The 14,806-nt window shown below is 47.8% G+C and carries 8 protein-coding genes; 2 read left to right on the forward strand and 6 right to left on the reverse strand.

What is annotated here, in order from left to right:
• Window positions 1-8 precede the first annotated feature (8 nt).
• Together N7E73_RS02930 and N7E73_RS02935 are read left to right on the forward strand one after the other, a co-directional pair.
• Window positions 9-3,656, forward strand: a complete 3,648-nt coding sequence (locus tag N7E73_RS02930) for a PAS domain S-box protein (protein ID WP_432737450.1) — start codon at window positions 9-11, stop codon at window positions 3,654-3,656.
• Between the two features lie 42 nt (window positions 3,657-3,698).
• Window positions 3,699-5,774: a putative bifunctional diguanylate cyclase/phosphodiesterase gene (locus N7E73_RS02935; protein WP_432737451.1), complete on the forward strand. Its 2,076-nt coding sequence runs from the start codon at window positions 3,699-3,701 to the stop codon at window positions 5,772-5,774.
• 23 nt (window positions 5,775-5,797) lie between these two features.
• Here N7E73_RS02935 and ablB read toward each other — a convergent pair whose 3' ends face one another.
• From ablB to fdnG, 6 genes are all read right to left on the reverse strand, one after another.
• Window positions 5,798-6,637, reverse strand: coding sequence for a putative beta-lysine N-acetyltransferase (gene ablB, locus N7E73_RS02940; RefSeq protein WP_432737453.1), 840 nt, complete (start codon window positions 6,635-6,637; stop codon window positions 5,798-5,800).
• Window positions 6,627-7,940: a lysine 2,3-aminomutase gene (gene ablA / locus N7E73_RS02945; protein WP_432737454.1), complete on the reverse strand. Its 1,314-nt coding sequence runs from the start codon at window positions 7,938-7,940 to the stop codon at window positions 6,627-6,629. The genes ablB and ablA overlap by 11 nt, the downstream gene beginning before the upstream one ends.
• 421 nt (window positions 7,941-8,361) lie before the next feature.
• On the reverse strand, window positions 8,362-9,579 hold the full coding sequence (locus tag N7E73_RS02950; RefSeq protein WP_432737456.1) for a LuxR C-terminal-related transcriptional regulator: 1,218 nt from the start codon (window positions 9,577-9,579) through the stop codon (window positions 8,362-8,364).
• A gap of 268 nt (window positions 9,580-9,847) precedes the next feature.
• Window positions 9,848-10,765: a formate dehydrogenase accessory protein FdhE gene (locus N7E73_RS02955; RefSeq protein WP_432737457.1), complete on the reverse strand. Its 918-nt coding sequence runs from the start codon at window positions 10,763-10,765 to the stop codon at window positions 9,848-9,850.
• Between the two features lie 144 nt (window positions 10,766-10,909).
• A complete protein-coding gene (locus N7E73_RS02960; RefSeq protein WP_432737458.1) occupies window positions 10,910-11,644 on the reverse strand; it encodes a 4Fe-4S dicluster domain-containing protein in 735 nt (244 codons plus the stop codon).
• Window positions 11,645-11,691: 47 nt separating this feature from the next.
• Window positions 11,692-14,730: a formate dehydrogenase-N subunit alpha gene (fdnG, locus tag N7E73_RS02965; protein ID WP_432737459.1), complete on the reverse strand. Its 3,039-nt coding sequence runs from the start codon at window positions 14,728-14,730 to the stop codon at window positions 11,692-11,694.
• Between the last annotated feature and the right edge of the window lie 76 nt (window positions 14,731-14,806).

The raw sequence follows: 14,806 nt of genomic DNA on the forward strand, positions 1-14,806 counted from the left end.
AGTAGTGCATGAGCATAAAGTCGGAAAGCAAAAGCAGTGTAAAAAACTGTCACCTCTCTGAAAAAAATTCCATAGAATCGAATCTTCCAGATTTAAATTCGGTATATGCATCCATGCCCGGAATAAGTGCAGTTCTGGATACAGCTTTCAGGGTCGTCAGCGCCACAAGCGAATATTTCAGTGCTACACAGACAACTGAAAACATACTTGGAAAGGAAATTTATCTAATCCCCCCCCCGTTCCCGGAGAACAATATTGATGAGTACCAGAGTTCCTTAAAAATATCTGTAAACAAGGCTGCAGCAACACGCAAACCTGAAACGATGAGCATCAGAGAGCATGTGGTCACAACAACAGATGATCATGAAGGTAAAATTGACAAACGATACATAAGTTATTCCTTTTGTCCGATTTTAGATGCCAAGGGCGAACTCAGCCACATCCTATACAGGGCAGAAGATGTGACTCAATTTGTCAGAGTCGGAAAAGACGCCATTCTAAGGACTCATGAACATTCATATTCATGTACTGATGATGGTGCACCCATAAATGGATACTATGCTCCACTTATCATATTGTTCAGCAAGAACAATAAAATTGATTCAGCTATTTATTCCGCACTTGAGGGCAAATACAAGGTTTACCAGACATCCAACTGTGACTATAAAATAATCCAGTCACAAAATATGGCACCTGCATTACTCATTATTTGCAGCGATTGTGCATTTGAAATAATCGCTCTACTTAATTCAGTGCGAAGCTCGGATGAATCAGCAACTATCCCAGCAATCGTTATTGCAGATAAGTCCACAGATCTTCCTGCATCAATAATTTCAGACCGCTCCACACAGATTTTATACAAGCCAATTTCATCAAAAATAATCAGGACGCAGATAGATCAAGTAATCAGCAAAGCCCAGCGTATCCAGATTGAGCAGTCTCGCCTTGCCGCATTGGTCTCATCATCAGAGGATGCCATAATAGGAGCAAAACTGGATGGGACAATAACCGACTGGAATAAAGGTGCGGAAAGAATTTTTGGTTACACGCAGAATGAGATCATAGGTAAATCGGTCCAGCTTCTTGTCCCACCGGAAATATATACGGACAAAAATAAAATAATGAACAAAATTGCTCAGGGCGATCGAATTCAGCAGTTTGAAACAATTCGCATGCGCAAAGACGGTACCCGTATTAATGTCTCAACCAGCATCTCCCCAATACGAGACACCCAGGGCCAGATTACCGGGGCCTCGGCTATAACCAGAGACATCACCCAGAGAAAATTGACAGAGAAAAAAATGAAGTCTCAGGCTTTTCTGCTGGAAGAAATGGGTCAACTGGCAAAGGTCGGAGGGTGGGAATTTGACCCCAAAACAGGCAAAGGAGCTTGGACCTCCGAAGTTGCCAGAATTCATGACCTTGACCCAAGTATTGAAGCGACCGCTGAATTAGGTCTATCCTTTTTCCATGGCGAAAACAGAGAAAAAATTGAAATAGCACTACATGAAGCAATCACAAACGGAACTCCTTATGACCTTGAACTTGAATTAATCTCGGCAGCAGGACACAAAAAATGGATAAGGACCATTTGCAAGCCCAAAATTGAAGACGGAACAGTCACTTCGATACGCGGAGCTTTTCAGGATATAACTGATCTCAAACAAGCAGAGCTTGAAGCTAAGAGCAGCGAAAAAAAGCTGCACGATATTTTGGAAGCAGTTTCGGATTCATTGATAGTTGTCAACGATGATGGCCAAATTGTTATGGTCAACTCAGCTACACTGGACATGTTCGGTTATCCTAAAGCAGAACTGTTAGGCATGAATATAGATATTTTCGTTCCGGAACCGTATAAAAATGGACACGCTGGCAAGTGCAAATCATACTTCCAATGCCCTGATCTTCATGCCCCGTTATGGAATAAGAATATCAACATTCGGTCCAAGTCTGGCACTGAAATCCCGGTAGATATAGCTCTGGCATTGACCTCCATTGACAGTCTTCCCCATGCTGTTGCCTCCATTCGCGATATAAGCAAACGGAAAAAGGCCGAAGAAGCCTTAAAAGCGTCAGAAACAAAATTCCGGATAATAACCGAAAATCTCAAAGAATTAATTTATCGGGCAGATCGCAATACATTCGAAGTCAATTACGTAAATAAGGCAGCCAAAGATATTTACGGCTATACTCCTGAAGAGTGGCTTGAAATACCCCATCTGTGGGAAAAGACAATACATCCAGATGACAAGGACATGGTACTGGACTTTTTTGTACGCGCACATCAAGAGGTCAAGGATGCAACGATCGAATACAGGGTATTGGACCGTAACGGTAAAGTTCATTGGGTCCTTGACAACATGACATGGGAAAAGGACGAGACCGGAAATCCTGTCGCGAGACTGGGAGCCATGACAGACATAACAGATCAAAAGCAAGCCATGATTTACCTGACTGAGCAGGAGAAATATCTAAGGGAGATTTTGCGGGGAATTAAAGCCGCTATTCTCATAATAGATTTTAAAAACAAAATTGTTGAAGAGGTTAACGATGAGTTTATACGGATAAGCGGAAAGGATAAAGAGCAAATAATTGGCGCATCATGTGCTGAGACCCTTCAGTGTGAAGCCAAATGTCCAAAATGTGATGCAGATGGAGAAGTCATCCAACACTTAATTTTTAAAAATCGCAGCAGCATCATAAATACCGAGGGAAGACGCATCCCGCTCGAAGAAAGTTTTATTCCGGTGACAATTCGTGGTCAACAAAGGATTGTCGCCGTGTTGTTTGATATAACTGAGCAGGAATCCCTAGAGCACCAATTAGCGAATGCTCAGAAACTTGAATCCATAGGGCAGTTGGCAGCCGGGCTGGCACACGAAATAAACACTCCGGTTCAATACGTTTCCGGAAATCTCGCCTACCTCCGCGACTCTTTTGCAACGGTAATGGAGCTTCTGTCTCTTTGTGAAGACTCTTTTGGAAGAATGAAAAGCGATGAAGGACAGTCAATGCTTGCGGAATGGGAACAGGCCAAAAAAGATGGAGAACTGGATTTCCTCAAGGTTGACGTCCCGGAAGCGTTCAAGGATACCTTGTTCGGAGTTGAACAGGTCAGCTCCATTGTAAAAGCAATGCGTAAATTCTCGCACCCTGGTTCAGAAAAGATGCAAACGATCAACCTCAAAGACTCTATAGAAAACATCATTACAGTTTCCAGAAATGAATGGAAATATTCTTCTGAAATCGTAACGGAATTTGATCCGGACCTCCCTGTTATCTCATGCATGCCAGGCAGTTTCAACCAGGCGATACTGAATGTACTTGTTAACGCTGCGCACGCGAATGCCGATGCAACCGCAACTAACAAGAAAGGATCTATCACCATAACAACGGTCAAAAAAGGCGATATTGCGGAAATCACGATCAGCGACACAGGCAACGGAATTCCCGAAAAAATACAACATCGGATTTTCGATCCTTTTTTTACAACGAAAGAGGTCGGCAAAGGCACCGGGCAAGGCCTGGGGATCGTACACTCTGTAATGAAAAAACATGGCGGAAGCATCAATTTCAAAACGTCTCCTGGACAAGGAACCAGCTTCATCCTCCGCTTTCCAATTGACCAAGAAGACAAGAGTGGCAGCGATGAATAGCTCTTTAGCGGGCATATTTCTTCACTTTCTCGGGAGATATTTATGATTGAATCATTCAAGACGATAAGCACGGTTCTATTTGTCGATGATGAAAAACGAGTCCTGTCAACGATAAGGCGCTTACTGCTCGGAGAGCCCTTCAAAATCCTGACCGCGGAATCGGCAACTGAAGCTCTTGAAATTCTAGCAACAACGCCAGTGGATATTATAGTCAGCGACGAAAGGATGCCTGGAATGCGCGGCAGCGACTTACTGACTGAAGTGAGACGCCTTTACCCTGATATATGCAGAATCATGCTGACTGGCCATGCAAGCCTGGATGCAAGCATAGCTGCTATCAACTCAGGGCGCATTTTCAGGTTCCTACTCAAGCCAGTGACGCAAGAAGATCTTCTGGAAGCACTTCACCAAGGCATTGATGAACGGTTTCAATACAATAAAATGCTACGACTATCCCAACAGGCAGGTAGTGTCTGCAGTTTGGAAATCAATATAGATCAAAAAGGGAGACCAATATATACACGCTGGTCTGATAATGCCCGGACAATGCTTGATCTTGATTCAAGACAGCCTTTAGACTCTTTGGAAATACTCTTTAAGAGAGTCCACCCCGATGATATGTTGGTAGCGCGCAGGTGTTGTTTCTTCTGTATGGATCATAATCAGTGCCCTGCTGCCGAGTACCGCATTATTACGCCGGATGGACAATACAGATGGATTTCACAGACAAGCGATATAACCGTCGATGCAGAGAACAAAACACTTCGTCTGCTCTCAATCTTAAGCGATATAACCGATCGCAAAAGACAGCAGGAACAGCTCGAATATCAAGCCTACCATGATGACCTAACCGGGCTTGGCAATCGCGCTCAATTGTTCGATGTCCTTACAAATCACCTAAACAAAATATATAACTCAGGACATAAAGTTGCATTACTGTTTATTGACCTGGACAACTTCAAACTTGTAAATGACAGCTTAGGACATTCCTTCGGTGACATGCTGCTTCAAAACTACGCGCGACGCCTTACAGCGATACTTCCAAGCGGCATAGACGCTATTCGTTTGGGAGGGGACGAGTTCGCTATTGTCATCGTAGACTTTACTCACAAAGCAATATCACTTGCCGAGACTATCCAGTTGGAAATGGAGCATCCTTTCAAAATCGGCGAATACGAAATTTACATTACAAACTCCATAGGCATTGCTTTCGGCGATAAAGGCTCTGCCCCACTGACGATGCTCAGAGATGCCGATACAGCTATGTACGCAGCCAAGTCTGTTGGGAAAAACTCTGTTCGTGTCTTTGATGAGCTTATGCACGCCAAAGCCGCTCAGCACCTTAAAATAACCGGAGAAATGCGCAAGGCCCTCGCTCAGGATGATTTTTTCCTACTCTTTCAGCCTATCGTCGATCTTGAATCACTGCGGGTTGAAGGATTTGAAGCACTCTTACGCTGGCAGCATCCTGAAGATGGCCTGATAATGCCGGAGATATTCATCCCTGTAGCGGAAGAAAGCGGGTTGATTGTCCCCCTAGGAGACAAAGTAATAGAGATGGCCTGTGCACAAGCCAGGGAATGGGCAGCCAGCAAATCGTCCCCCATTCCTTTCATTAGTTTCAATGTGTCTGTCCATCAATTACGGCAAACTGATTTTGCAACGCGTGCAACAGACACAATTAAAGCTTATGGAATTGATCCATTTCTGCTGAAAGTCGAAATTACCGAAAGCGGTGTCATGGAAGATGCGGAAGCTTCTCTCCGTTTATTACATACTTTGAAAGAGGAAAAACTACGGCTCCAGATTGACGACTTTGGGACCGGCTATTCATCGCTCAGCTACTTACGTAAAATTCCTGCAGACAATCTGAAGATCGACCGTTCATTTGTTGATGGGATGGAATATGACGAAGAAAAACTGGCAATCGTCAAAACAATAATCTCCCTCGCAGATTCACTGGGTATGGATGTGGTTGCAGAGGGTATTGAGACAGTTGAACAACTGACCTGTCTACGGGAATTTGGCTGCAAATATGGACAGGGCTTTCTTTTTGACAGGCCTCTGGGCAAATCCGAAGCAGCCACAAGGATATTTTACTCTGACATCCTAAATTAATACATTTAAAAAATGGACTCACCCTAAACCAGCTTATACCAGACATTCATTGATTCAAACCCACCACCTATGTTGGTGTTATTGATCAGACGCCCGGAATACTCGTAGTCGCCTTTGGAAAACATGGAATTGATCCCATAAGAACCGGCCCGGGCAATGGTAAACAGGCATCTTATACCCGAACGCGCACAATCCTTTTCAAGTGCGCGCAATAACGCTCCGGCAATGCCCATCTTCCGACAGGCCGGGTTTACCGCAAAATCGGTCATCTCAGAACTGCGCCCATCGGCACTTACTTCAGCAGAAGCAGCACCGACCAGTTCGGCCCCTTTAAAAACGCCCGTAAACCTCACGCCCTCATCCATAGCCTTGCAGAGGTACCCAGCTTCATAAATTGGAAAAGGATAGGTTTCAAAGGTGTTGCGATAAAGGTTCGCGAGCTCAGGCGTATCCTGCGGCCCAAGCATACGCATACGCAGAAAGCTTGGAAGGGTTGAAACATTACCCTTTCCTTTTTTACTCCCGGCAACAGAAAGGACATGGTCGAGTTCACTCTGATTGTTCAGTTCCCTGCGCCAGGAATACCTGTATAAACTGAGAAAAACGCCATCATTACTCCCGTACATTCCAGGAACGAAAGCTTCCTGTTCGAACCCGCGGGAAAGAAACATGGGAGCATGAGAGTCAGGAACCTTGGCAAAAATCTTGGATAGATCTTCATGGACGGCAGCTTCAATCAGCGAATCAACCAGATTTACGTCCTCGCTTTCTTCTTCCGCAAACGACATCAGGTAAACGCGGTCGTTAAACTTGCCTATCTGGATGGAGCTTCGACCGATGTTCACAATTGCATCATGCGACATTTGAATTACGCTCCGCCCTTTCATTGTCCTCAGGAGTAAGACTCAATGTATCATCCCAATCGGAAAGGAGTTTTTCAATGCCGATGGCCTTTTCCTCAGCATCATCCTCCTTAAGCTGCAGATTGCAATCGGTACAATTGCGATCACAATATTTGCTCTCATAACAATCCGGTTCGGTATAAGTCGTAATAACCCCTTCGTAGTTTCTGAGAACAACCTTATTCGTCCCCCAGGAAACTATGTAGTTGGGCATGACCGGGATCTTGCCACCCCCCCCGGGGGCATCAACAACATAGGTGGGAACGGAAAAACCGCTGGTATGCCCCCGAAGACTTTCCAGAATCTCTATCCCCTTACCCACGGGAGTCCGGAAATGACTCAGTCCTTCTGAAAGGTCACACTGGTACAGGTAGTACGGACGGACACGATTCTTGACCAGCTTCTGGTTCAGTGTCTTAATCAGTCGCGGACAGTCATTGATTCCGGCCAGCAGCACACTCTGGTTTCCAAGGGGAATTCCAGCGTCCGCCAGCTTTGCAAGAGCCCTTTTTGAAGAGTCCGTAACTTCACGGGGATGGTTGAAGTGGGTGTTAATCCAGAGCGGATGATGCTTCTTAAGCATATTCACCAGATTGTCTGTAATGCGATAAGGCAGTACCACGGGCATACGTGTCCCGATGCGCACGACTTCAACATGCTCAATTTCGCGTATTCGGGTCAGAATCCAGTCCAGCTTTTCATCCGAAAGCATAAACGGATCACCGCCGGAAAGGAGAACGTCGCGCACCTGAGGAGTGTTGCGGATATACTCTATCCCCTTTTCAAGCTGCGCTGTAGATGGAATTGAATCCTGATCCCCTACCTTGCGCTTTCTGGTGCAGTGCCTGCAGTACATTGAACAAAGGTTGCTTACATGAAAAAGCACCCTGTCCGGGTAGCGGTGGGTAATCCCGGGGACAGGACTGTCTTTATCCTCGTGCAGCGGGTCGGTCATGTCGCAACGCTCAATCCTCAATTCGTCCGGGCTCGGAAAAGACTGCCGGAAGATCGGATCGTTTTCATAATCATCTACATCAATCAAGGACAGATAATATGGTGAGATTGACAGAGGGAATTTCCTCGTGGTCAGTTCATGCTTTTTCCTTTCGGAATCAGTGAATGATATCCCGAGAGCTCTTTCAAAGCTGGAAACGGTTTTGATCGTGTTACGAACGTGCCACTTCCAATCGGTCCAATCGGACCGGGAAGATTTATCATCAATTACTCCTGCCAATTCTTCCTGTCTTTCTGTGTATACAGTCATCATATCCCGTGTTTTTTATTAATTTAACAATGAGGACAGCACATGAATAAGCACCAACAGCAATGTCGGCACTAACGGCTGCAGGACGTTAAAACGCCCAAATATTCCTTTAATTAATCCGACTACTTTTTTAGGTATACACTTTTGTATACAATCGAATAAGATTTTAAAGTGTAGTCTTTGACCTCATTGCGGTGCAGGTATGAAAAAGATAAAAATACAATCAATGCAAATGAAGACATTACCAGATTAAACATGGCATGCCTTAGATTGATCTTCTCCAATATTACAGAATGCATAAATACAACTTAATGAAATTAAAATATTATTGACCAATTGAGATTTGCATCAGAACAGAATCGCAGCTCATCTGCAAGGCTATCAATTGGGTACTGACTGGGTACAATGAATACCCAATCAGTCAGGAACCGGCGTGATACTTCAGGTAGGAAATCAGAGAGGTGCTTTTGCCATGCAGCCCCAATTTACGGCGAATATTCTTGCGATGGGTGCGAACGGTATCAACGGTGATGGACAGCATCTCGGCAATACTTTCCGTACTTTTTCCCGCTTCAATGTAGCGGCAGATTTCAATTTCGCGGGGAGTTAATGCCAAAAGCAAACCCTCAAAATGGTCTCCAGTTTCACCAGCAAGAGCAGAAAGCCTTTCCTTGATAAATTTACCGAAACTTCTGCGCATCTGCGGCAACGGTTCTTTAATCATCCGATCAAGGGCAGGCAGTATCTGCTCTCTAACCTGCAAAGCAAACTCCTCATGCATGCCCCGTTTCTCCTCCTTCACCGACTCAATAACGGTTCTAAGGGCCACGTTCATGCCGTCCACCTGCTCCCTGCTTTCTTCAAGCCCGGATTCAAGTCGCTGGATATCACTCATATCGCGTAACCCGAGATGAAAAACAATTCCGGACTGAAGCCGGACCTTGTGCATAATCAACTCCACAGGAATTTCTTTTCCGCCGGAATTTATTGCTGTCAGAAGATCATCAAACGGAACAGGCAGTTCTGCGCTGCAGGTCTCGAAATATTTCTGCACCGTTTTGGCCGATTCCTCGCTGAAAATGTTCAGACAACTGCTCCCGGAAAGGGACGCCCTCCTCCCGAACAATTTTTCCGAAGCTGGATTCGAAGTAAGAATCCTGAATGAGGAGTCGGCAAGTATTGTCGGCCCCTGAGCGGCCTCAAACAGGGCATTGAAGAGAGAAATACTGTCATCAAGCGCGGCAATGTTATCTTCAATCCGCTCCTCGTAAGTCTCATGCAGTTCCATCAGAGGAGCATTATTGGTGACTACTGCCACATACCCTTCCGAACAGAACGGCCCAGCCAAAGGGATCAGGCGTAAAGAATAGCTTCCCCCGCTATCACCGTATGGAATTTCATGCACACTTTCAGCAGGGTACATCTCCAAGAATGAAACTATGTCTGTAGCCTCAACCTCAAGAAGACTCCAGAGACTGCGTCCGCACAACGGACCGTCAAAAAATTCTACAGCAGGAGGATTGGCCGAACAGATCCGGCCACAGTTATCTGTGAACAGGATAAAATCGGAAAAGGACTCAAATACCTTGGAAATATGTTCTGGAAGGCGTTCTGAATTATCGCCGTTGTCTGCACGCAAGAAAAATTCCTTTGCTAAATGATTGTCAGTGAAGGTTTAACATTAACAATCATTTTGGTTTAATTCAAACGCCCTCACTTGGATGTAAAATGAGAATTGGGCCACCGGCAGGACATTAAATGCATTTCTTCCAACTTACCCAGAACATCTTCTTTAAAGAAAAAAGTTCTCCTTTTGATGGGAATGACTACTAACCATCAAAAGGAGAACCTGTTAATTACGGCCGGAAAAATGTCAGGCTCTCAGATTAAATATCAGCGGTTACAGGCTACAGGACATTCCACGGAGTTTCAGCCATCGGCATATACTCTTCTTCCTGTGCCCGTATATCCAGATGCACCAATCCAAGGGGAGCAACTCTGGGGTCCGGTTCCTCAACCAGCTCACGAGTATCGATGGTCACGAAATAGTGCTTGCAGGAGTCACACATATCCACACGTTCATTTGTGTTCTCATCCGACTGCATGTATCTGAGCTTGCTGTAATCCTCACTTTCGCACCAGGGGCACATATTGCGCTTGAAGCGCCACTCATGACCGCACCCGGAACAATGCAGCCAGCGCTGTCCACCGTGAGACTTAAGGTATGCGTTATCCTCGCCGGACCTTTTGAGCAACGCCATGTCCGGAAAAGTTCCGCAGACCGGGCAGTATCCTTTGAGCCATTGCATATGCTCAATCTTCTTTGCTGATTCCGATTCCATCCGCACCATGAATGCCTTAAGGGACAGCATACCAACAAAAGCAAGCATCTGCTCATCTACGGACCATTCCTCCGCCAACGCAAAGATCTGATCACTCTCTTCATCCCAGAGCGCCTGTGCCAGCTCGTTTAGGTTATCAGCATCATCTGCGGCTGCCGCAATCTCATCACCCTTATCTGCGCAAGCCGGAAGCCCTTCAACTACCGCCGCAGCCATCAGCTTGAAGACTTCCCGGTACAACTCACCTGGTTCAGGCATTTTCATCTCAGCAAGCAACGGAACGCCCTGCTCAAAGCGCGGCGCATATGCATCCGGAATAATAAAACCTTCCCAGCTTTCGAGCAGCTCATCAGCCTTTTCCTGAGCTTTTACAAGCGGTCCGAAAGCATCAAAAATATTTTCAAGAGCGGGCATTCTCTTACGCAAAGCCAGAAGTCCGGCCTGAACATCACGTTTTTTCTTAGTGGACTTGTAGTCGGTCATATCTCTCTGCTCCTGAAATTTTCATAAAATGTATGCACAACAAGGCACTTCCGGGGCCCGTCTGACAGACTGCTGAAAAACGGCAATCTGCAGTGTTGCTTCAAAAGCCCCGGCAGCAGGGTAAATGCTGCCGGGGTCTTTCAATTATCCGAAGATCCGTTTAGCCGGTCTGGTCAGCCCGGCGAGGAATTCTTTACGGGTCACTCCCCTGCCGACACCGGAAGCATCGGCAGTGACGTGCTCGTAATAGAGGTCAGGCTTATCCATAACCAGATAGATCACGTTCACCTCATCCGCATCAATGACTGATGCGTTGGGGTAATCCTTTTTGACCTTGGCGAGAGTTTTCTCGGCAAGCTCCATCATCTCTTCTCGTTCACCGAAGTTCATGGTGCCGGTGGGACATGTTTTCACACAGACAGGAACCAATCCGGCCTGCTGACGGTCAAAACACATATCGCACTTGCTCATAAGTCCTGTTCCGCTGTTGCGCCGGGGAATATTATACGGGCAGGCTTCCCGCATTTCCTCGGCTTCGTCCGCGGCCAGACGCTTGGTAAGGTCGGTGAAGAGGACGGCACCTGTTGTTTCATCCTTTACGACCGCGCCGGTCACATAGGACTCAGCAATGTCCTTACAGGGAGGCACATCACAATGACGGCACTGGTCGGGGAAGAAAAACCACTCAACCTTACCGTTGATGCGGTGCTCGCTGAAACGGACAAGTTTATAGGTGAAAGGATTCAGGTCAGGCGGGTTCTGGTGCGAACCTCGCTGTTTGGTCTCAACCGCGGGCAGATCATGCCATTCCTTGCAGGCAACCTGGCAACCGCGACAAGCCGTACATCTCGAAGTATCGACAAAGAATGCTTTAGGCATTTTTTACTCCTTTGGACGGACCCATAAAGGCCCGGCTTGGTTTCGGGTTACTCGATCTCGGTGAGAGTCTTCGCCTTGCGAACATTCACCAGACATGCCTTGTACTCGGGAATAGTGGTGTTGGGGTCACCGACCGACGGTGTGAGACGGTTGGTTGCATCCCCGGACCCTCTGGTTGTCCAGCCGAAACAGAATGGCATACCGACCTCGTGGACGGTTTCACCCTTGATTTCGAAAGGAGTCATGCGCACGGTAACCATAGCGATTGCTTCCACAGCACCGCGGATGCTTTCCACGATGACCGGATCGCCGTTCCTGATGCCTTTTTCCTTGGCCAGTTCGGGGCTCATTTCAACATAGAGCTGCGGTTCAGCTTCCAGCAGAGCCGGAATATTTCTGGTCTCACCGCCTCCGCACCAGTGTTCTGTGAGGCTGTAGGTAGTGAGAACAATGGGGAACCGCTCATCACCGGGCTTGGCAAGCTTGTCCATATCACTGGAGGCAAACTTGTATACCGGGCTGCTGAGCTGGCTGGAGAACGGATGGCTGGTGATGGGAGTCTCCACCGGCTCGTAATGGTCGGGGAAAGGTCCGTCGTTAAGACCGGGACCGTAAAGCTGTCCATGGCCTTCCTTACGCATAATGAAAGGATAGCGTCCCTTACCGGTTGCGTTCGGCGGCCATCCGCCATCGGGAATGTCTCCTTCCCACTTGGAACCGTTCCATGCAATGACCGCTTTTTCCGGTGCCCATGGCTTACCATTGGCGTCAACAGAAGCACGGTTGTAAAGGATGCGGCGGTTGACCGGCCAACACCATGCAAAGTTCGGGAAGAGATTGATCTTCGCCTGCATGGGAGTCTGCTCCCAGCTGCGGCGTTTGGCCTTGTTCCCTTCTTCTTCGGTGTAGCTGCCGCAATAGAGCCAGTTCAGGCTGGAAGTGGAGCCATCATCGGCAAGGGCAACAAAGGACGGAACCTGCTGTCCTTTCAAGTATTTCTTGCCTTTGATCTCAACATCTTTGGTAAAGCGTCCGTTGATGCGCTGAGCGACATCCTCGGCATCATAGTATGCGGGCCAGTCAAGGGAGAGGATGGGTTCGGGGAATGTTCCGTTTTCCTTACCATAGAGCCGGCGGACATGGTTGATTATGTCCACATACAGTTCACCCATGCTCTTGGATTCACCCATCGGGCGGCAGGCTTCATAATGCCAAAGCAGCCAGCGACCGCTGTTTGATATGGAACCTGCTTTTTCTCCACGCTGGGCAGATGGCAACAGGAATACTTCGGTCTTGTTCTGGGCGGGATCGACGCCCGGACGATGCCAGTTGTCCGAAGTTTCCGTGTTGTGCAGTTCGGCAACAACAAGCCAGTCAAGATTATCGAGGGCCTTGCGGACCTTGTTGGAGTTGGGAACACTCTGCGCAGGGTTGGTTCCGAAAACAAAACCGCCCTTGATGTCGCCCTTGTACATACGGTCGAAGATGAAGATGTAGGAGTAATCCTCACCATCGTCCGCCTTGGGCAGCAGTTTGTATCCGAAGTCGTTCTTTTCGGTGGCATAATCGCCACGCCAGGCTTTGAGCAGGGAAGCCATGTATTTCGGCCTGTGCTGCCACCAGTTGGCACTCTGCGGGTCCTTGGAGACCGGGGTGGTTGCCTTCACGTAATCCTCAAAGGACCCCAGGCTGGCCTTGGGTACGGGCAGATATCCGGGCAGGATGTGCCAGAGAATACAATGGTCGGTAGACCCCTGAACGTTGGGCTCACCGCGCAGTGCGTTGATACCGCCGCCGGCCACACCTATGTTGCCGAGCAGCAACTGAAGGATGGCACTGGTACGGATGTTCTGCACGCCAACGGTATGCTGGGTCCAGCCGAGTGCGTACATGATAGTTCCGGCCTTGTCGGGCTTACCGGTAGCGGCAAACTCCTTGTAGACCCGGAGCAGGTTGTCCTTGGTGACACCGGTAGTCTTGGAGACATTGGAAAGGGAGTAACGGGAATAGTGCTTCTTGAGCAGCTGGAAGACGCAGCGGTCGTCCTTGAGGGACTCATCCCTTTTGGGAACGCCGTTCTTGTCCAGTTCAAAAGCCCATTTTGACTTGTCATACTTACGGGTTCTCGCATCATAACCGGCGAAAAGTCCCTTGGAGAATTTGAAGTCCTTGCCGACGATAAAGGCGGCGTTGGTATAGTTGGCAACGTATTCCTTGAAATACAGATTGTTCTCAAGAACATAGTTGATCATACCGCCCATGAAGGCGATATCAGTACCGGACCTCAGGGGAACATGGAAATCACATCTTGCGGATGTACGGGAGAATTTAGGGTCCACATGCATTACAGTGGCGCCCTTGTCCTTGGCCCGCAAGACCCATTTAAAGGAAATAGGATGGTGCTCTGCTGCGTTGCTTCCTATGATCAGGATGCTGTCAGCGTTTTCAATATCGCACCAGTGGTTGGTCATCGCACCGCGTCCGAACGACTCTGCCAGAGCCGCAACAGTTGCGCTGTGTCAGATACGTGCCTGGTGATCAAAATGCACCAGGCCGAGACCGCGTACACCCTGATGGACGACTGCACACTCCTCGTTATCCATCTGTGATGAGCCGAGATGGAAAATTGATTCTACACGGTTTACTTCCTGGCCCTTGGCGTTGAACCGTTTGAAGTCTTCATCACGTGTTTCCTTCACCCTGTGAGCGATGCGGTCAAGCACCCATTCCCAGCTCTTTTCTTCCCACTCGGTGCTGTAAGGGGCACGGTACATGGGCTTCTGAAGCCGATGATGGCTGTTGTGCATGGAAAGCATTGCTGCACCCTTTGCACACAGTGCACCTTCGCTAACCGGATAATCCGGATCACCTTCGGTGCTGACAATCTGACCGTCTTTGACATGTGCTATGAAGTGACAGCTGACCGAACAGAACGGACAGATGGAAATCACTTCCTTGGCGCCCTTGATCTTCAAACCTGCGGCATAAGCCCTGGCAGGAGAGAGGTCGAGGCCGAACTGGCTCATTCCGAGGCCTGCGACACCAATACCCGCAAGCTTCATGAACCCTCGCCGTGAAATGTTCATGGGAACCTCCTCAGTTTAAGTCAGGCATACCCCCAATCAGATCATTGCCTGACAATTATTTCGATGTTCACATGCA

Origin of the sequence: Maridesulfovibrio sp. FT414, assembly GCF_050916235.1 — a bacterium.
Taxonomy (GTDB): Bacteria; Desulfobacterota; Desulfovibrionia; order Desulfovibrionales; family Desulfovibrionaceae; genus Maridesulfovibrio.

What these genes read in the sequence shown, in the direction of transcription:
- N7E73_RS02960 (WP_432737458.1), bottom strand. Translation starts at nt 11,644, where the DNA reads ATGCCTAAAGCATTCTTTGTCGATACTTCGAGATGTACGGCTTGTCGC.
- N7E73_RS02930 (WP_432737450.1), top strand. Translation starts at nt 9, where the DNA reads ATGAGCATAAAGTCGGAAAGCAAAAGCAGTGTAAAAAACTGTCACCTC.
- N7E73_RS02955 (WP_432737457.1), bottom strand. Translation starts at nt 10,765, where the DNA reads ATGACCGACTACAAGTCCACTAAGAAAAAACGTGATGTTCAGGCCGGA.
- ablA (WP_432737454.1), bottom strand. Translation starts at nt 7,940, where the DNA reads ATGACTGTATACACAGAAAGACAGGAAGAATTGGCAGGAGTAATTGAT.
- N7E73_RS02935 (WP_432737451.1), top strand. Translation starts at nt 3,699, where the DNA reads ATGATTGAATCATTCAAGACGATAAGCACGGTTCTATTTGTCGATGAT.
- ablB (WP_432737453.1), bottom strand. Translation starts at nt 6,637, where the DNA reads ATGTCGCATGATGCAATTGTGAACATCGGTCGAAGCTCCATCCAGATA.